Genomic DNA, 18,979 nt, shown 5'->3' on the forward strand with positions numbered 1-18,979 from the left:
GGGTCAGGCGCGCGGGCCGGCGAGGACGTCGTCGGCGTCGCCGTCGTCCCCGAAACCGTCGTCGTCATCTCCGAATCCGTCGGCGTCCGCGAAACCGTCGCCACCGGCGGAGCCGTCCTGCTGCGCGAACGAGACGCCGCTGAGGAAGCCGCGCGCCCGCTCGGTGTGCGGATACCCCTCGAGCAGCGCCCAGAAGGCAGGTCCGTGCCCGGCGTCGACGAGGTGCGCGAGCTCGTGCAGCAGCACGTAGTCCAGCACCCACGTGGGCATGCCGCGCAACCTGTCGCTGATGCGGATCGACCCGTTCGACGGGCTGCACGAACCCCACCGGCGCCCCTGGTTGCCGACCCACGCGACCGACGTCGGGCGGACCGCGCCGCCGAGGTACGTGGAGGAGAGCCGCGCGGCCCGGGTGACGAGCTCGTCGTCGGAGGGGCGTCGACGTCGCTCGGTGCGCTCGAGGCGCGCGACCATGCGCTCGACCCAGGCGGCCTCCTCGGCGCGGGAGAACCGCGCCGGGATCGCGACGACCACGCGCCCGCGCTCGCGGAACGCCGTGACGGTGCGGGTCCGTCGGCGACTCCGGCGAACCTCCACCTCGGGCGCGATCTCCGCCGCGTCGGGCTCCACGCGGTGCAACCTACCGGGCGCGCGGCGCGTTCGCTCGCAGCACGCCGCCCGTCGTCCACAGGCTGGGGACGGAGCGCACACGCGCCGCTTCTCGGCTGACACGCTCGGGCTCGTCGACGCGGGAGGTCGCGATGAGGCTGAGATCAGGGATCCGGGTGCTGTGGCGCGAGGACGGCGTCACCCAGTTCGGCACCGACGCGCGCCGGGCGTTCTCGCTCCGGGGCCTCACCCGCGGTGAGCAGGCGCTGTGCGAGCGCCTCGTCCGGCCGATCGAGCACGGGGCCGATCTGCGGCGAGCCGCCCGGGCGAACGGGGTCGGCGCCGACCGGGCCTCGGCGCTCGTGGAGACCCTTCTGCGCGCCGGCGTCGTCGTCGAGGCGGACGACGCCCCGGACCTCCCCGACGGGTCGTTCTGGGAACGCGCCGTGGGCGTCGGGAGCTCCTCCGGGAGGCCGGTTCGTGCCCGTTCCGCGGCGTGCGTGGCCGTGCTCGGTGCCGACCGGCTCGGCATCACGATCGGCTCCCTGCTCGCGGGAGCTGGCGTCGGGACGATCCTGCTGGACGACGACGCGCCGGTGGGCCCGGCCGACGTCGGCCCGCCCGGCTACCTCGCCTCGGACGTGGGCGTACCCCGCGGGGTCGCCGGCGTCGGTGCGCTGCGCCGTGCGCAGCCGGGCGTGCGGGTTAGCGCACGCGGCGACGCGCGGCCGGACGTCGCCGTCCTCGTCTCGTCCGGCGTCGCCCACCCCTGGCGGGCCGCGGCGCTCATGCGCGAGGACGTGACCCACGTGTCGGTGCTCTCGCGTGAACTCGACGTGGTGGTCGGGCCGTTCGTCGAGCCCGGGCGCACGGCGTGCCTGCGTTGCGTGGACCTGCACCGCACCGACCGCGACGCCCGGTGGCCGGTCGTGGCCACGCAGCTCGCCGGCGACGATCCGGTGGAACCTGAGTCCGTGACGCTGCACCTCGCGGCGTCGCTGCTGGTCCGGGACGTCCTCGCCGAGCTGGACGGCCGCGTGCCCGCGACGGTCGCCACGACCATCGAGGTCGATCCTTTCACGCCGTTCGGGCGGATCCGGACATGGGAAACGCACCCTCGCTGCGGGTGCAGCGAGGGTGCGTTCCGTTCGGTGATCCAGCGCCCGTCAGGCCGCGGTGGACGCCGCCACCTCGGCCTTGCGCGGACGGCCGCGGCCGCGCTTGCGCGCGACGACGACGCCGTCCACGAACACCTCGCCGCCCCAGACGCCCCACGGCTCGCGCCGGCTGACGGCGCCCGCGAGGCACTCGACGCGGAGCGGGCAGTCGGCGCACAGGGCCTTGGCCCGCTCGACGTCGTCACCGCGCTCGGCGAACCAGAGGTCACGGACGTCGGGCTCCTGGCAGGGCAGGGAGGTGGAGCCGATCAGGTCAGTCGTCGGGGCGACGGACGCGATCGGCGGCCAGGTCGCTGAACCACCCTGGATCGGGTTCTCGATCAGGGATGTGAGCTGCACGGGAATCTCCAGCAGAAGAAGTTCGAGAGGGTGGGGCGTGGGCCGCGAACCACTCGGATGCGCATCGCGCATGAAGTGGGAGCCGCGGCCGATGGGCTACGCGGCGGAGGTCGTGCTAGATGCTTCTAGCGGACGACGCTCATGGCGCGGAGCCGGGCGCTGATCGGGGCCGGGACGCCGAACCGTCCGCGGCCACCGAGAACGCCCGCGGGCACACGTGTACCCCGGGCATCGGCGCCGGACGGCGAGATCCGTGCCATCTTGGCCAGCCCCGAACCGCAGAGGGCGAGGTCAGAGAAGACGGGACGGCGCATGGCGTCGTCGGCGAGCAGCTGCGCTGCGTAGGTGGTCTCCATCTGGGTCTCACCCCCTCTCCGTGCGGGTCCGTGTGCTGGCTAGGCAGGACCGGTCTCTTCGAACGGTTCACGAGCCTAAGCCCGGCCCCGCCGGAGGTGCAAACGTATTTATCGACGAGTTTCTGAGAGGTCTCGTCGAGCCCGCCGGCGGTCGCTCCGGAGCTCTCGCTCAGCCCCTGCCGCCGCGGGCCTCAACTCACGTCGCGGCGGCGGAACACGAGCACGCCGACCAGGGCGATCAGCGCCGTCGCCCCCAGCAGGTACGCGGCGCTGTGCCCGAGCGACACGGTGCGCTCGATTCCCTCGCACATCGTCCCGGTCTCCGAGACCGTGCACTCCTGCACCCAGTAGCTCGCGCCGTCGAGGATCCAGCTCTGGAGGTTCAGGAGCACCTTCCAGGGCTGCAGCCACGCAACCGTGCCCGAGGTCATGCCGTCGACGATCGCGTAGGCGGCGACGACGCCGAGCACCGCTGCGGTGTGGCGGAGCAGGACACCGAGCGAGGCGCCGACGACGGCGGACAGCGCACCGAGGGCGGCGAGACGCACGGCCGTCCATGCGAGGTCGGCGGTGAACGCCACGTCGAGCCCGTTCTGCGCGTACGCGAACGCCGTGCCGCCGACCTGCAGCGCCACCAGGAGTGCGGAGACGACAACCGCCGCGAGCGACACCGCGATGAGCTTGCTCGCGTAGACCCGGCCGCGCCGTGGCTCGAACGTCAACCAGTTCCCCATGCTGCCGGTGGCGAACTCCGCCGCCGTGAACGTCGCCCCGACGAACAGGGCGAGTGCGACGACGAGCAGACCCGAGGATCCCAGGGCGTTCGCCGTGAACTCCTCGAACGTGGCCGGCTGGGGGAAGAACCACTCGCGCTCGGGTGCGGTGATCGAGTCACAGCCGAAGTCGACGTCCTCGCCGGTGGCCTCGCTCTCCGCCTCCTCCTGCTCCCGGCAGTCCGCGATGTAGCGCTCCCCGTTCTCCTCCCAGTCCTCGACCTGCAGCTGCCACTGCTGCTCCGCGAGCTCCTGCTCTGCGGCGGTCAGCGGACGCGCGTAGTTCCACGCACCCACGAGGGCCACGGCAACGCCGGCGAGTGCCGCCAGCACGCCGAGCACCACGGCACGCCGAGCGACGAGCCGACGCAGCTCGACACGGACGAGGCGGCTCATCGCGCCACCCCCGCCGTGGTCGCGGGTTCCTCCCCGACGTCACCCTGTGCGCCGAGATGCTCCTCGCGGGTGAGGTCCAGGAACACGGACTCGAGGCCGGCGCGGACGCGGGTCAGCTCATGCACGTACAGGCCGTGCGTCGCCAAGAGGTACGTGATGCGAGCGGGATCCGCCTCGCCGTCGACCACGAGGTGACCGTCGTCGTCGCGCACCGCGAGCCCGGACGCCGTGAGCACGTCGCGCGCCGCCCCGGGATCGGCGATCCCCACCCTGACGGCGGCGGTCCGCTGGCCCACGATCGCCTCGACGGTGCCGGACGCCAGCAGCCGGCCCCGGCCGATGATGGACACGGTGTCCGCGACCTGTTCGACCTCCGCGAGGATGTGGCTGCTCACGAGCACCGTGCGTCCTTCGTCCGCGAGCCGGCGCATCGTGGCCCGGATCTCGTGGATGCCCGCCGGGTCGAGGCCGTTCGTCGGTTCGTCGAAGATCAGGAGGTCGGGCTCCTTCAGCAAGGTGGCCGCGATCGCGAGCCGCTGCTTCATGCCGAGCGAGTAGGTCTTGTACCGATCGCCCGCGCGATCCGTGAGGCCGGTCTGGCCCAGCACCGTCTCCACACGAGCACGGCCGACGTCGATGGCCTCCGCGAGCAGCGAGAGGTTCTTCGCCCCGGTGAAGGACGGGAAGAACTTCGGCGACTCGACGATCGCGCCGACGCGCGAGACGACGTCGGGCAGCTCGTGCGGCACCGGCCGGCCGAAGATGCGCATCCGCCCGGAGTCGGCGCGGGCGAGGCCCAGCAGCATGCGGATGGTCGTGGTCTTGCCGGAGCCGTTCGGCCCGAGGAAGCCGTGCACGCCGCCGACGGGGACGCGCAGGTCGAGTCCGTCGACGGCGACCCGGCGGCCGCGGCGCGTCAGATACGTCTTCCGGAGCTCCCGGGTCTGGACCGCCCACTCCGTCGACGCATCGGCCACGACGCCTCCCTGCTGATCCGTCCCGCCACGACGCCGGGGTTTCGCAGCAACCATAGTCGTCGGGGCACCCGCACATGGGCGACTTCGCACGGCTCTTTCGCGGCACGGGATGTCGCACCTCGAGCCCACGGCCGTCCCGCGGCCGAGGAACGGACGGGCCTCGTGGCTACTCGCTGACGTGCGCCACGCCGGCGCGGCCGGACTGCACGTAGACGCTCGCCCGTGTCGAGACCGCCGCCCCGGGCTCGCTGACGAAGGGCACCACCCGGTAGTCGGTCCGCATCTCGTCGCGTCCCAGCCGGCACACCTGGTACCCACGCTGGGCGTTGTGGAAGGACAGGAACGGGTTCTCGGCCAGCCACACCGCACCGAGGTCGTCCATGTCCGCGCCGTCCTTGCCCGAGCTGATCGACGTCCCCAGGAACTCGGTGCCCACGGTGCGCGAGGACATGTCGGCGAAGTCCAGCTTGAGGTCCGACGCGGCACTGCGGTGCGCGTCCCCGGTCACGACGAGGAAGTTCTCGACATCGCGCTCGACCAGCCCGTCGAACAGGCGCTGCCGGGCAGCTGCGTAACCGCCCCACGTGTCCATCCCGTACCGCTCGCCCTCGCCGGCGGTGTGGTCGGCGTCGAACATGAACACCTGGTTGCCGAGCACCTTCCATCTGGCCGTCGCGGCGCCGAGTCCCGCGAGCAGCCACGCCTCCTGCTCCGCGCCGAGGATCTGCCGCGCGGGATCCCAGCGCTGGGACTGGTCCGTCAGCAGCTGGTCGCGGAACCGGCGCGTGTCGAGCACGTCGAGCTGGAGCAGGTCGCCGAACTGCAGGCGCCGGAAGACCTGCATCTCCGGCCCGCGCGGCATCGACGAGCGCCGCATCGGGAGGTTCTCGTAGTACGCCTGGTAGGCCGCGGCGCGCCGCAACCGGAACACCGCCGGGTCCTGGTCCGGCTCGCTGTCCGGCTGCGAATGGTCACCAGCCCAGTTGTTCTCGACGTCGTGGTCGTCCGGGGCCACGATCCACGGGGCAGCAGCGTGCGCCGCCTGGAGGTCGACGTCGAGCTTGTACTGCGAGTACCGGATCCGGTAGTCGCTGAGCGAGAAGACCTCCGCCGCGGGGAGGTGCGGGCGACCGATCGACCCCGCTGAGCTGCCCTCGTAGATGTAGTCGCCGAGGTGCAGGATGAAGTCGACGTCCTCGGTCGCGAGGTGCCGCAGAGCCGTGAAGTACCCGTCCGGGACGTTCTGGCAGCTCGCGAACGCGAACGTCACGTCACCGAGGCGGGCGCCCCGGGCGGGCGCGGTGCGGGTGCGCCCGACCGGACTCACCTGGCCACCCGCGCGGAACCGGAACCAGTACACGCGATCAGGACGCAGTCCGCGGACCTCCGCGTGCACGCTGTGGCCCCACGACGCCGTCGCCCGTTCGACGCCGCGCCGCACGACGCGACGGAACCCCTCGTCCTCCGCCACGTCCCACGCCACGTTGACGGCGATGTCCGGCATCCCGCCCAGTCCGTCGAGCGCCAACGGCTCGGGCGCCAGTCGCGTCCACAGGACGACCCCGTCGGGGTGCGGGTCGCCGGACGCCACGCCGAGCGTGAACAGCGGATCGGTGGGGAGCTGCCCGGGACCAGCGAGGGCCGGCTCGGTGCCGAGCATGACGGCCGATCCGGCGGCCACGCCGGTGAGCGTGAGGAACGAGCGGCGGGGCAGAGCGAGCGGCTGGACGGGCACAGCTGACCTCCGGGTCATCGGAATCACACGATCAGCGACCCTAGGGAGGTGTGCCGAACGAGGGCGGGATCACTCGCGGTGTGTCGTCGGTCACAGTCCACGGGCGGTGGGCGCCGGCGCGTGACGAGCGTCGCGAGCCGTCACCGCCCGCCGGAGCTGTCCACGGGCAGCGGTTCCCCGCGCACGAGGGCGAGCACGGCGCTTCCGTACGCCTCGAGCTTCGCGGCGCCGATCCCCCGCAGCACCGCGAGCTGGCGCAGGTCGCGAGGCTTCGCCGTCGCGATCGCCACGAGCGTGGTGTCGTGCAGGATCGTGTACGCGGGCTTGCTCGTCTCGCGCGCGACGTCCGCGCGCCACGCCCGCAGCCGCTCGAACACCTCGGGATCGGCCTCGCCGTCGTCGAGCGCGGCGGCGAGCGCCTGTGCCCGCGCCTTCCGCCGCGACCGCTCGCTGCCCTGGCCCGCCGTGCCGTCACCCGGCCAGATCCCGTCGAGGAACCGGGACGGCTTGCGGGTAGCCCGGCCTCCCGGCGTCCGCGCCCGTCCGAACGACAGGGCGAGATGCTCCCGGGCCCGGGTGACGCCGACGTACAGGAGCCGGCGCTCCTCGGCGATCGCCTCGTCACCCTCGGCGAGCGAGATCGGCAGGAGCCCGTCGCTGACCCCGGCGAGGAAGACGGCGTCCCACTCGAGGCCTTTCGCCGCGTGCAGCGACGCCAGGGTGACGCCCTCCACCGTCGGCGCGTGCTGAGCCGCCGCGCGTTCGTCGAGCTCCGCGAGCAGGGCCGGCAGGTCGGCGTCGCGCCGCTCGTGCAGGTCGTCGGCGAGCTGGACGAGCGCGTCGAGCGACTCCCACCGCTCCCGCACCGCTCCGCGCGCCGTCGGAGCCTGCGCGGACCAGCCCGCACCGCCGAGCACGTCGCGCACGATCTCGCCCACCGGCCGCTCGTCCGCGGCGCGTGCGGCGCCACGCAGGAGCACGACCGCCTCGCGCACCTCACGCCGCGCGAAGAAGCGCTCGCCGCCCCGGACCAGGTACCCGATGCCGGCCTGGGCGAGCGCCTGCTCGAACGCCTCCGCCTGCGCGTTCGTGCGGTACAGGATCGCGATCTCGCTGGTCCGGACCCCGCCGGCGACCAGCGCCGCGATCCGCCGCGCGATCGCCTGGGCCTCCGCGGCGTCGTCGTCGTAGGCGTCGAACGTCGGTGCCGGCCCTGACGGCCGCTGCGCCACGAGCTCGACGGCGGCACTGGACCGTGCGCGGCCGGCTCGGGCGAGCACGTCGTTGGCCAGGCGGACCACCTGCGGCGTCGACCGGTAGTCACGCACGAGCCGGACGACGTCGGCCTCCGGGTACCGGCGCGGGAAGTCCGTGAGGTAGCGCGGCGACGCACCGGTGAACGAGTAGATCGTCTGGGACACGTCGCCCACCACGCACAGCTCGCGGCGCTCACCCAGCCACAGCTCGAGGAGCCGCTGCTGCAGCGGCGAGACGTCCTGGTACTCGTCCACCACGAAGTGGCGGTACTGCGCGCGCACGGCGCGGGCGACGTCGTCCCGCTCCGCGAGGATCCCGACCGTCAGGAGCAGGACGTCCTCGAAGTCGATGACCCCGCGCTCGGTCTTGCACTCCTCGTACATCGTGAGGAGGCGGGCCACGGTGGTCAGGTCGTGCCCGGCCGCGCCGGGCCTCCCGGCGGCGGAGGCGGCCCGCACGTAGTCGTCGGCCGTCACGAGGCTGACCTTCGCCCACTCGATCTCGGACGCGAGGTCTCGGATGGCGAGCCGGTCCGCTCCGAGCCCCAGACGCCCGCTCGCCTCGCCGACCAGCGGCGCCTTGTACTCGGCGATCCGCGGCAGCGACCCGCCCACGGCGTCCGGCCAGAAGTAGGACAGCTGGCGGAGCGCCGCCGCGTGGAACGTGCGCGCCTGCACACCGCCCACACCGAGGTCCCGCAGCCGCGACCGCATCTCCCCCGCGGCGCGCGCCGTGAACGTCACGGCCAGCACCCGCGAGGCCTCGAACGCTCCGGCCTGCACGCCGTGCGCGATCCGGTACGTGATGGCGCGGGTCTTGCCGGTGCCGGCACCGGCCAGCACGCACAACGGGCCGGTGAGGGAGGACGCGACGGCGCGCTGGTCGTCGTCGAGCGCATCGAGGAGCATCCTGGCGTCGGTCACCGGCACAGTCACCACGTCATCCTCGCAGGCTGCGCCGACAGCTCGACGGGGAGCCGGAATGATGTGGACAGCCCGGCGGTTGACGCCGGTGACCACGCACGAAGCGAGAGAGGACCCCGATGACCCAGGCGACGCCGGAGACGGGCACCGTGACCATGTACTCCACGACGTGGTGCGGCTACTGCCGGCGGCTCAAGTCGCAGCTGGACCGGGAAGGCATCGCCTACACCGAGGTCAACATCGAGCTCGAGCCCGAGGCCGCCTCGTTCGTCGAGCAGGTGAACGGCGGGAACCAGACGGTCCCGACGCTGCTGTTCCCGGACGGGTCCTCCGCGACCAACCCGTCGCTGGCCGAGGTGAAGCAGCGCCTCGGCGTCTGAGGTCACGGCGCGAGGGGGCCGCCGAACCACTCCTCGATCAGGGCGAGGGCGATCGACGAGCGCGGCGGCAGCAGGACGCGCCCCGCCGCGACGTCGGCGGCCAGCTCGTCCGGCGTGAACCACCGCGCCTCGGTGAGCTCGACGCCGTCCACCTGCACGATGTCGGGGACGCCGTCGCCCAGCCACGCGTCGAACCCGACCATGAGCGAGGCCGGGAACGGCCAGGGCTGCGACCCGCGGTAGGTGACGCGATCGACGACGAGGCCGACCTCCTCGGCCACCTCGCGCCGCACCGCCGCCTCGAGGTTCTCCCCGGGCTCCACGTACCCGGCGAGCGTCGAGAACCGACGCTCCGGCCAGTGCGCCGCGTGCCCGAGGAGGAGCCGGCCGGCCGCATCCTGCACGGTCATGATCACGGCGGCGTCGGTGCGCGGGTAGTGCAGGGAGCCGTCCGCCACGCACTGCGCCACCCAGCCGGCCTCCACGAGCTGCGTGCTCTCTCCGCACCGCGGGCAGCGCACGTGCCGTTCGCGCCACTCCGCGAGGGCGACCGCGGCCGTGGCCAGCCCGGCGTCGCGGGCCGGGAGCGTGTCCCCGATCTCGCGCAGGCCACGCCACGTCGCCGCCGCGACGAGCCTCGCCTCCGGGTGCACCGGCACGCCCTCGAGGTCCGCTTCGCGGGCGACGTCGTCCGGCAGCACCCAGGAGAGGTACGCCCCGCTCTCGTCCCGGCCGAGGTAGTGCAGCGTGCCCGTCGTCGGTGGCTCGAGGTCGAGGTCGGCGGCGGCCGTCAGGTCGAGGCCGTCGACGGCGGCCGCGAGCCGCGCGCGATGGACGAGCACCACCCGCGTCCCGGCGGCGCCCCACGACTCCGTCAGGAGATCGGGGCGGACGCGGGCCGCCGCGTCGCGATCGACGGTGGACCTGGCGAGGGGCAGCTGCTCGAGCACGACACCACGCTAACGGCCGGATCCGGCCTCACGGCGCGGCGAGCTGGGCGCTGACGGCGCGTCGCGACCGGGCCGCGGGGGCCGCACTGGCATACCGTGGCTGCGTGCCCGAGGACGACGACCGCGCAGCACCCCCCGCGACCGAGCCCCGCCCGGCCCGGTCCCCGCTCGCGCTGGCGGCTCTGGCGACGGCGGCTGTGTCCGGCCTGGACGTCGTCGCCACGCGCGCCCCGCAGTCGGTGGGCGCCGACTTCGAGGTGGCCGGGCTGCTCGACGCCGAGGGGCGCAGCTGGGTGGTGCGCAGCCCGCGTCACGACGCCGCCGGGGCGGCCCTGGAGGGCGAGGTGGCGCTGCTCGGCGCCCTCGCGAGCGCCGTCGACGACGGCGACCTGCCGTTCGAGGTGCCGCGGCCGGTCGGGTTCGCGCCGCTCCCCGAGGGCGGCCGCGCCATGGTCTACCGCGAGCTCCCCGGCCGGGCGCTCCCTCTCGAGGATCTGGCTCCCGGCCCCGGCCTCGCCGCCGGGCTCGGACGGGCGGTCGCCGCGTTGCACGAGCTTCCCACCGACGTCGTCGCGGACTCGGGGCTGCCCGTCTACGACGCCGACTCCTACCGCCGTCGTCGCCTCGCGGAGGTCGACGAGATCGCCCGTACCGGCCTCGTCCCAGCCCCGCTGCTGCGCCGGTGGGAACGCGCCCTGGAGGACGTCGCGCTGTGGCGGTTCCGCGCGACGCCGGTGCACGGCGATCTCGCCGCCGAGCACGTGCTCGTGGACGGCGACCGCATCGTCGGCGTCATCGACTTCGCCGACGCCCGGGTCGCGGACCCGGCGGACGACCTCGCGTGGCTCGTCGCGGCGGCTCCCGAGGACGCGCTCGAGGCGATCCTCGAGGCCTACGCGCTCGCGCGGACGGAACGCGGGGACGCGAACCTCGTGCCCCGCGCCCAGCTCGCCAGCGAGCTCGCCCTCGGCAGGTGGCTGCTCCACGGGTTGCGGCACGACGAGCCCGCCGTCGTCGAGGACGCCCTCGCGATGCTGCGCGAGCTGGACGACGCCGTCGACGGCGCGCCGGACATCGCCGCCCAGGCGCCCCGTTCCGGCGGCAGCACCGGTGACGCACCGACCGACCCCGCGACGAGCGCCCCGGCGCGGCCGGCGACGTCGGCGATGCGCGGGCCGCGGCCGCCCGGCCCCGGGGACACGCAGCCCACGCAGGAGCTCCCCCACGCCGCGCACCTCGCGCAGCGCGACGACCAGTCCGACTGATCAGGCCCGCAGCTCGGCGAGGTGCCGGCCCACCAGGTCCTCGATCTCCAGCTCGCTGAGCATCGGGGCGTCGTGGGTCACGACGCCGTCGTCCGCCCCGACGAACACAAACGACGCGGCGATCCGCTCGACCGGGACCCCGTGGAGACGCGACCAGGCGAGCCGGTACAGCGCGAGCTGCACCTCGCGGGCCTCCCGAGCGGAGCGGTCAGCGGCCGGGGTGCCGGTCTTCCAGTCCACGACGTGCACCTCCTGGCCGCTCCTGCGCCCCGGGAAGACGGCGTCGATGCGGCACCGCACGAGCGTGCCGTCGCGCAGCGGCGTCTCCACGTCGGCCTCGACGGCGATCGGCGTGCGCGCGGCCCAGTCGGACGCGAGGAAGGCACGCCGCAGCACGTCGAGGTCCGCGTCGGTGGCCTCGTCGTCCAGATCGTCGACGTCGAGCAGCGCCGCGGCCGCGAAGTGCTGCTCGACCCACGCGTGGAAGCGGGTACCGCGCCGGGCGTTCGGGTTCGGCTCCGCCGGCACCGGCCGCCGGCGAGCCCGGGCGAAGGCCTCCGGGTCGCGAGCCAGCTGCACCACCGCGGACGCGGACAGGTGCCCGGGCGGGTCCGCCGGCAGCGCCTCACCGGCCGCGGCCTCCCGCTCGTCGAGCAGAGCGCGCGCCTGCCAGAGCCACTCCCGCGCGCGGGCGCTCGGCTCTGCCCCGGGCTCCAGGTCGAGCCGGTCGGAGCCCGCCGCCAGCCACGACCGGACGCCCGAGGCGGCATCCCGCAGCGCCTGGGCCGTGGCGCCGCCCGGCTCCGCCGGCCACATCGCCCGGGCGGGTTCGGCGGGCGCCGCCTCCGCCGGCGCGGCGTCCAGCGTCCCGCCCCAGGGCGGGGGAAGCGGGACCGCCGAGCCGTCGGCCACCACCTCGCGCAGGAACCGCGACGGCGTCAGGGTGGTCTTGCGGGTGCCCCACCACGAGCCGGTGAGCAGCAGCACGTGGCGCGCCCGCGTCATCGCGACGTAGGCGAGCCGGCGCTCCTCGAGCAGCTCCCGCTCACCTGCCGCGGACCGGAACTCCTCGCGGGCGACGTCCATGTCCTTGTGCGTGACGGGGCCGATGACGTCGAGCTCCGGGAGGTGGTCGACGTCGCCGCGCAGCGGGTACGGCAGCTCCGCGACGCCGGTCAGCCAGGCCGACGACCGCACGCCGTTCGCCCCGCCGTCGACGGCCGGGAAGTCGCCCTCCGTGAGACCGGCGACGACGACGACGTCCCACTCGAGCCCCTTCGAGGCGTGCACCGTGAGCACCTGCACCGCCGCCGGGTCCGGCTCGACGTGCGCGGCCTCCAACCCGCGCTCGTGCTCCTCCGCGGCGTCCAGCCAGGCGAGGAACGCGCCGAGCGTGGCCAGGGCCGCTCCGGCGTCGAACTCCGCGGCGACGGCGGCGAGCTCGTCGAGGTTCGCGCGCGCCCGGCCGCCGGCGCCAGCGCGAGCCTCGTGCACGGCGACCTCGACGTCGAGGCCGAGGATCTCCTCGGTGGCCGTCACGAGGTCGGGCATCGGCAGGTGCGCCACGCCGCGGATCCGCCGCAGCTGGGCGGCGAGCCCGACGAGGCGCGCGCGGCCCTCGTCGGACAGGGACCTGCCGGACGGTGACACCCATCCCGGCGGCGGCAGCTGGTCGAGCACCTCCACGATGCTCGCCGCCTCCGCCGGTTCACGGCGCCCGCCGCGGCCGGCATCGTCGTCGCCCGCCCGCCGCACCGTCCGTGCCGACGCGGCGTCGGCGAGCGCGACGAGGTCCGCGGGACCGAGCGCCACGGCAGGTCCGGTCAGCAGGCGCATGAGGGCGTCCCCGCGCGACGGGTCGTACGCCGCCTGCAGCGCAGCCCGGACGTCGGTCACCTCCGGGGTGCGCAGCAGGCCGGCCAGGCCGACCACCTGGTACGGCACGCCCGCTGCCTCGAGGGCGGCGCGCACCGGCTCGAACAGGTCACGCTTGCGGCACAGCACGGCCGCCGTTCCTCGCCCGGGACGCCACCGGTCGGCCAGGAACGCCGCGATCGTGGCGGCCTCCTCGGGCCGGTGCGCGGCGAACGCCGAGCGCACCTCGCCGCGACCCGCGTCCGGGCGGGCCGCCAGGGGTGGCACGAGGTCAGGTCCGGGCGGCGTCGATGCCTCGTCGCCCGCCGCACCCGCCTCGCCCGCCGTGCCCGACTCGCCCGCCTCGTCGGGCACGGCCGGAGCCGCGTCCTCGTCCGCCAAGCGCAGCGCCCGCGCCACGCGGTTCGCCGCCTGCAGGATCGCCCGGTCGTTGCGCCACGACGTCGTCAGGTGCGCGCGGCTCGCGGGCGTGCCGTCGGCGCGGGGGAAGTCCGTGTCGAACGCGAGCAGCGACCCCGCCGACGCCCCGCGCCAGCCGTAGATGCCCTGGTGCGGGTCGCCGACCGCCGTCACCGGATGACCGCCGCCGAACAGGCCGCGCAGCATGCGGAGCTGCGCGACCGACGTGTCCTGGTACTCGTCCAGCAGCACGACGCGGGCGGACGTGCGCTCCGCCTCCCCCACGGCCGGGACGTCGCGGGCGATCCTGGCCGCGAGCGCCACCTGGTCGGCGAAGTCGAGCACCGACCGCTCGCTCTTGAGCGCGGCGAACTGCGCGACCAGCGGCATCAGCGCGGCCCGCGAGCGCAACGACCGCACGACGCGCGCGACCCCGGCCATCGGAGCCTTCGCCCGGGCCACGGGCTCCTTGTCCTCCAGCTCGTCGGCCAGCCGCAGCATCGCCTCCGCCGCCTCGTGCGGTGTCAGGAGGTGCTCCGCGAGCGCGCCGGCCAGGTCGGCCACGGCACCGATCACCGTGACCGGCTTGACGTCGACGTCGAGGTCCGTGTCCCAGGACTCCACGACGCGAGCCGCGAGCTGGTACCGGCCGGCGTCCCCGATGAGCCCCGCGTCGGGCTCGACGCCGATCCGCAGGCCGTAGTCCTTGACGAGGGATCCCGCGTAGGCGTTGTAGGTCGAGATCCGCGGCCGGTCCTCGCCCAGCAGCCCGGCGCTCGACGACGCCCCGGAGAGCTCCGCGTCGGCCGGTTCCGCGCCGGAGCCGAGCCCGTGCCGGTGGAGCAGCGCGAGGTGCCGCTCGACGCGTTCGGCCAGCTCCGAGGCAGCCTTCCGCGTGAACGTCAGGCCCAGCACCTCCGACGGGCGCACGAGCGAGTTCGCCACCAGGTACGTCACACGGTCGGTCATCGTCGCGGTCTTGCCAGAACCGGCCCCGGCGACGACGAGCATCGGCTCGAGGGGCGCCTCGATCACCGCCACCTGCTCCGGGGTCGGCGCCGGCCTGCCCAGCAGGCGCGCCAGCTCGAGCGCTCCGAGGAGCGACTCCGGGGCGGCCTCGCGCGCGGGCGCGCTCACGGCTCGACCACCCGCCCGCCGCCTGGCCATACCGGGCAGCTCGCACGCACGGGACACCGTTCGCACGACGGGTTCGCCTGCGCGAGGAACGTCGACGCGGACATCGCGTCCGTCGCCTCCGCGAGCATCGCCCGGGTCCAGTCCTCGTCGCCGGGCGGCGGGGCCGCCTGCTGCCGGTGCTTGGCGGAGCGTCCGCCCGCACCGACGTACACGAGCCGCGCGCCGTCGGCCGCGGCGCCGTCGAACGCGCCGGCACGCGCCGCCGCCTGGTACGCGCCGAGCTGGGGATGGTGCTCGGCCTCCTGCGCCGTCACGGCGGTGGCGCCGGTCTTGAGGTCAGCGATCCGCACGCCGTCCTGGGTGTGCTCCACGCGGTCCACACGGCCGCGGATGCGGGCGCGGTCGACGACGACGTCGACGGGCACCTCCACGTCCACATGGCCGGGCACGCCGGCGAGGTAGTCCGCGAGGAGCCGCACCATCTCCTCGGCACCGGCCCGGGTGCGGCGCGCGGCCCAACCCTCCGGCAGGCCGAGCGCGGGCCAGCGCCGGTCGAGCTCCGCGAGCAGCTCCGCCGCGCCCCCGTGCGGGAGGTCGGCGGCGATCTCGTGCACGAGCGTGCCCACCTCCTGCGGCAACGCCGACCCGGACCGCCCTCCCGCCGTCGTCAGGAGCCACCGCAGCGCGCACGCCTGCAGATACTCGAGCGACGACGGCGAGACGGGCACCACGTCGTCGTCCGCCCACAGCTGCTGGGGCGTGGAGGTCGGCGCGAGGCCCGCCCATGCGTCGGGGTGCGCGAACGGCACCTCCGCGGCCGCGAGCGACGCGAGCAGACGCACCGCCCACGGGTCGGCCGCTCTCCCGCGGAGCGTCTCCGCGCGCAGGACGCCGACGAGCCCGCGCAGGTCGAGCGCGGGCGGGACCCGGACCAGGCGGTGGTCCGGCTCGTCGTCGGCGCGCGGCGCGGGGCCGGCGGACGCGAGCCGCAGGAACTCCGACGGGCGCGTCTCGCCGTCCTGCACAGCCGTGAGCAGCAGCCGGCGCCGCGCCCGCGAGAGCGCCGAGACGAACATGCGGAGCTCGTCGTGCAGCACCGCGCGACGGGCCTGCGCGGGGCCCGCCGACGCCGCGTCGCGACCGGCGGCGACCTCCGCCACCGCCTGCGCGCCGAGCAGCGAGTCGCGCAGACGCAGGTCCGGCCAGACGTCCTCCTGCACGCCCGCCACGACGACGACGTCCCACTCCTGCCCGGCCGCGGCCGACGCCGTGAGCACGGGGACGGACTCCGCCCTCCGGCCACGGGCGGCGAGCGTGTCGGAGGCGAACTCCTGCGTCTCGAGATACGTGAGGAAGTCCGGCGCGCGGGCGCCGGGCGTGCGGTCGGCGAACTGCTCGGCCGCCCGGAACAGCGCGATGACGGCGTCGAGATCGGCGTCCGCCCGCTCCGCCGTCGGGCCGCTGCCCAGCGCACGCTCGCGCCAGTCCGACGCCAGACCGGACGCGTCCCACAGGGCCCACAGGAGGGTCTCGACGCTCGCGCCGGGCTCCGCCGCGGCCGCCGCGCCGCGGGCGAGCGTCCGGGCCAGCCTCGCGCACGCGCGCCGCAGCCGCGGCGGCAACGTCGCGGCCCGCGACGGGTCATCGAGCAGCTCGACCAGGAGCTCGTCGCTGGCCCGCTCCCCACCGCCGGCGATCTCCTCGCGGCGCAGCTCACGCCGCAGGACGCGCAGCGCGACGGCGTCGAGCCCGCCGAGCGGCGAGCACAGCAGCCACGACGCCTCCTCCGGCGTGCACGTGCCGGCGTCCAGCATCGCGAGCGCTCGCAGCAGCGGCCGCACGGCCGGCTCGTCGCGCAGCGGAACCTCGGCGGACGCCGTCGCCACGGGCACTCCTGCCGCGCGCAGACCGCGGCGCAGCGGTGCCACCTGCGCGGTGCGGCGCACCACGACGGCCATCCGGGACCACTCGACGCCGTCGCGCAGGCGAACCTCGCGCAGGCGGCGCGCCACCAAGCGGGCCTCCTCGCCCGCGCTGCGGACGACCGCGACCTCGACGGCGTCGCTCCCGAGCGGGTCGACGTCGCCTCGCATCCGGCCCGGATCCCACGCGCCGGGCTCCTCGCGCCCGTCGGGGACGCCGGTGGCCGCCGGAGCGACGGCCGCGCGCCGGCGCTCGTGACCGCCGAGGGCCGGCAGGTGATCGCTGAGCGACGCGACGAGCGAACGCAGCGCCGGCGTGCCGCGCCAGACCGTGCGGAGCGTGTGCACGGTGGCACCGAACGCGCCGACATCGGAGCCGGCGGCTCCCGCCCGGGCCACCAGGGACGGCACAGCCCCGCGGAACGTCTGGACGGACGTGTCCGGGTCGCCCAGCAGCAGCAGGGAGGAGCCGTGCCCGGCGAGCGTGCCCAGCAGGCGCGCCGTGGCAAGCGTGGCGTCCTGGTAGTCGTCGTGGATCACGGTGCGCCACCGCGGCGGCTCGTGACCCGGCAGATCGGCCTCCCAGGTGGCGAGCGCCCGGGCTGCCTCGTCGACGATCGTCGCGACGTCGTACTGCGCCCCGCGATCCGGCGTCACCGACGAGAGCTGCGTGATCTCGGTGTACTCCGCGAGCACCGCCGCGCACGCCACCCACTCGGGCCGGCGGCGTCGTCTCCCCTGCCTCGCGAGCTCCTCACCGTCCCAGCCCGCCTCCGCGGCCCGCATCAGCACGTCCCGCAGCTCACCGCGGAACGCGCGCAGCGCGAGCGCCTCGCGGGGCACGGACGGCGGCCACGGCACCGGCCGGCCCTCGCCCTCGGCGTGCCCGGCGAGGAGCTCCGCGAGGATTCGGTCCTGGTCAGCGCCCACCAGCAGCGCGGGCGCCGGCTCGCCGAGCAGCGTCGCCCGCGAGCGCAGCACCGAGAACGCGAGCGAGGCGGGAGTGCGCACGAGCACGCGCCCGACGGTGTGGCGCACCGCCGTCGCCACAGCCTCGCGCACCCGCGCGGCCTGCCGACGGGTCGGCACGAGCAGCAGGAGATCCTCCGCCCCGCCGGCGGCGGCCAGCTCCGCGAACGCGGCGACCGCCGTCGTCGTCCGCCCGGACCCCGGAGCGCCGAGCACCACGTGCTTCCCACCCCAGATCGCAGCATCGACGACGGCGCGCTGGCTCGCGTCGAGCGTCACCCCGTCCGCTTGCTCGCCGAAGGACAGCGGCGGCGCGAAGGCGGAGGTCGTCACATCGACGATGACACCACGCCCCGCCGACATCCCCGGCCTCCCGGCAGCGCGCGTCGCCGAGCCGGAGCCGGCCGACTCACCCGGCTGCCGGCCAGCCGTTCGGAACGCAACCGCCGACGTCGATGGACTGCTGCACCATCACCGGTGCCACGGCCCCCGGCGCCGGGCACGCCTCGTGCTGGTGGCCGAGCAGGTGACCCACCTCGTGGTTGACGAGGTACTCGCGGTAGCCCTCCACCGTGCCACCCGCATCGACGAACGGCGACGTGCCGAGCACGAACCGTTCCGCGTTCAGAGCGGCGTGCCCGTTGCGCCCGCAGGAGTACACGCCGACCGTCGGCAACGGGGCGCACAGCGCGTCGACGGTCGCCCCCGTCGCGAGCACCACGCGGATCTCGGCCTCACCTGTCGTGCGGGCGAACGAGACGTCGTCGACGGCGGGCCAGCCGCGCTCGTCGTTGAGCGTCGCCATGACGAAGGACGCGAACGCGTCGACGTCCACGGGCAGCCCCGACTCGACCTCGACCCGCACGAGGACGGCCCGCCCGGCGCCGGGCGCCGGCTGCTCGCCGTCGGCGACGACGAACGTGCCGTCGCCGGCGGCCGCGACGTCCGTGCCGAGCACCCCGGCCCGGGCGTCGGCCGCCGCGGCGGGATCCGGCGACGGCGTGGGGCTGGGCTCGGGCTCCGGCTCCACGCGGACGGTGGGGGCGGGACTCGCGCTCGGCGTGGCGACGGGCGCCGCCTCCCGCGGCAGCGGATCACCGGGGTGCCGGCCGACGGCGATGAGGGCGATCGCCGTCGCCACCGCCACGGCGAGCACGACGGCGCCGTGCCACCCGCGCAGTCGCATGCCGCCATCGTGCCACCCGCGCGGGACCCTACGATGGGAGGCAGAGGTACCGGGAGCCCGGTGCGTGACCTGGAGGAGACAGCGTGGAGATCACGATCGGCGTCCGGAACGTGGCGCGGGAGCTCACCTTCGAGACGGCCGGAGCGGCCGACGAGGTGGTCGCGACGGTGACCGCCGCGCTCGAGAAGGCGAAGGGTGCGGGCGGCGGCGTGCTCGACCTCGAGGACAACCGCGGACGCCGGATCATCGTCCCCCTCGACGCGCTCGGCTACGTCGAGATCGGGTCCGACGAGCCGCGTCGCGTCGGGTTCGGCACCATCTGAGGACCATCTGGGGACGGCCGGAGGCCCGGG

Annotated in this window: 15 protein-coding genes; 3 read left to right on the forward strand and 12 right to left on the reverse strand. The window is 75.2% G+C overall.

The features are described 5' to 3' along the window. Positions 1-3: 3 nt before the first annotated feature. From BCAV_RS14575 to BCAV_RS14605, 8 genes are all read right to left on the reverse strand, one after another. Entirely contained in the window at positions 4-630 is a 627-nt protein-coding gene (locus BCAV_RS14575; RefSeq protein WP_015883376.1) for a M48 metallopeptidase family protein, read from the reverse strand. A 143-nt stretch (positions 631-773) separates the two neighbouring features. Next, the gene (locus BCAV_RS22280) at positions 774-1,724 is read right to left on the reverse strand and encodes a hypothetical protein (protein ID WP_144016789.1); all 951 of its coding nucleotides are present in this window, start codon (positions 1,722-1,724) and stop codon (positions 774-776) included. A 51-nt stretch (positions 1,725-1,775) separates the two neighbouring features. Then, positions 1,776-2,198: a WhiB family transcriptional regulator gene (locus BCAV_RS22285; protein WP_083770050.1), complete on the reverse strand. Its 423-nt coding sequence runs from the start codon at positions 2,196-2,198 to the stop codon at positions 1,776-1,778. Between the two features lie 53 nt (positions 2,199-2,251). Continuing rightward, a complete protein-coding gene (locus BCAV_RS14585) occupies positions 2,252-2,482 on the reverse strand; it encodes a hypothetical protein (protein ID WP_015883378.1) in 231 nt (76 codons plus the stop codon). A 191-nt stretch (positions 2,483-2,673) separates the two neighbouring features. Beyond that, positions 2,674-3,651, reverse strand: coding sequence for an ABC-2 transporter permease (locus tag BCAV_RS14590; protein ID WP_015883379.1), 978 nt, complete (start codon positions 3,649-3,651; stop codon positions 2,674-2,676). Continuing rightward, the gene (locus tag BCAV_RS14595) at positions 3,648-4,628 is read right to left on the reverse strand and encodes an ABC transporter ATP-binding protein (protein WP_015883380.1); all 981 of its coding nucleotides are present in this window, start codon (positions 4,626-4,628) and stop codon (positions 3,648-3,650) included. Before BCAV_RS14595 ends, BCAV_RS14590 begins: the two co-directional genes overlap by 4 nt. Before the next feature lie 166 nt (positions 4,629-4,794). Beyond that, positions 4,795-6,381 (reverse strand): alkaline phosphatase D family protein, encoded by a 1,587-nt coding sequence (locus BCAV_RS14600; protein ID WP_144016790.1) that lies wholly within the window; start codon positions 6,379-6,381, stop codon positions 4,795-4,797. Between the two features lie 122 nt (positions 6,382-6,503). After that, positions 6,504-8,528 (reverse strand): ATP-dependent DNA helicase UvrD2, encoded by a 2,025-nt coding sequence (locus tag BCAV_RS14605; RefSeq protein ID WP_083770180.1) that lies wholly within the window; start codon positions 8,526-8,528, stop codon positions 6,504-6,506. A gap of 134 nt (positions 8,529-8,662) precedes the next feature. Here BCAV_RS14605 and BCAV_RS14610 point away from each other — a divergent pair, with 134 nt between their 5' ends. Further along, entirely contained in the window at positions 8,663-8,923 is a 261-nt protein-coding gene (locus BCAV_RS14610) for a mycoredoxin (protein ID WP_015883383.1), read from the forward strand. A gap of 2 nt (positions 8,924-8,925) precedes the next feature. Here BCAV_RS14610 and nudC read toward each other — a convergent pair whose 3' ends face one another. Continuing rightward, positions 8,926-9,873 carry an NAD(+) diphosphatase gene (gene nudC, locus BCAV_RS14615; protein ID WP_015883384.1) on the reverse strand — a complete coding sequence of 316 codons (948 nt, stop codon included), beginning with the start codon at positions 9,871-9,873 and terminating at the stop codon, positions 8,926-8,928. A gap of 104 nt (positions 9,874-9,977) precedes the next feature. Between nudC and BCAV_RS14620 the strand changes: the two genes are divergently transcribed. Continuing rightward, positions 9,978-11,138 carry a macrolide 2'-phosphotransferase gene (locus tag BCAV_RS14620; protein ID WP_015883385.1) on the forward strand — a complete coding sequence of 387 codons (1,161 nt, stop codon included), beginning with the start codon at positions 9,978-9,980 and terminating at the stop codon, positions 11,136-11,138. Here the strand turns inward: BCAV_RS14620 and BCAV_RS14625 are convergent, their stop codons facing one another. The 3 genes from BCAV_RS14625 to BCAV_RS21710 form a co-directional block, all read right to left on the reverse strand. After that, on the reverse strand, positions 11,139-14,549 hold the full coding sequence (locus tag BCAV_RS14625) for an ATP-dependent helicase (protein ID WP_015883386.1): 3,411 nt from the start codon (positions 14,547-14,549) through the stop codon (positions 11,139-11,141). Further along, positions 14,546-17,773, reverse strand: a complete 3,228-nt coding sequence (locus BCAV_RS14630) for a UrvD/REP family ATP-dependent DNA helicase (protein WP_245528862.1) — start codon at positions 17,771-17,773, stop codon at positions 14,546-14,548. Before BCAV_RS14630 ends, BCAV_RS14625 begins: the two co-directional genes overlap by 4 nt. Before the next feature lie 76 nt (positions 17,774-17,849). Next, a complete protein-coding gene (locus tag BCAV_RS21710) occupies positions 17,850-18,626 on the reverse strand; it encodes a DUF3152 domain-containing protein (protein WP_015883388.1) in 777 nt (258 codons plus the stop codon). A gap of 83 nt (positions 18,627-18,709) precedes the next feature. Between BCAV_RS21710 and BCAV_RS14640 the strand changes: the two genes are divergently transcribed. Beyond that, positions 18,710-18,949 carry a DUF3107 domain-containing protein gene (locus BCAV_RS14640; RefSeq protein ID WP_015883389.1) on the forward strand — a complete coding sequence of 80 codons (240 nt, stop codon included), beginning with the start codon at positions 18,710-18,712 and terminating at the stop codon, positions 18,947-18,949. The last annotated feature ends 30 nt before the right edge of the window (positions 18,950-18,979 follow it).

Source organism: Beutenbergia cavernae DSM 12333 (genome assembly GCF_000023105.1).
In the GTDB taxonomy this organism is placed as follows: Bacteria; Actinomycetota; Actinomycetes; order Actinomycetales; family Beutenbergiaceae; genus Beutenbergia; species Beutenbergia cavernae.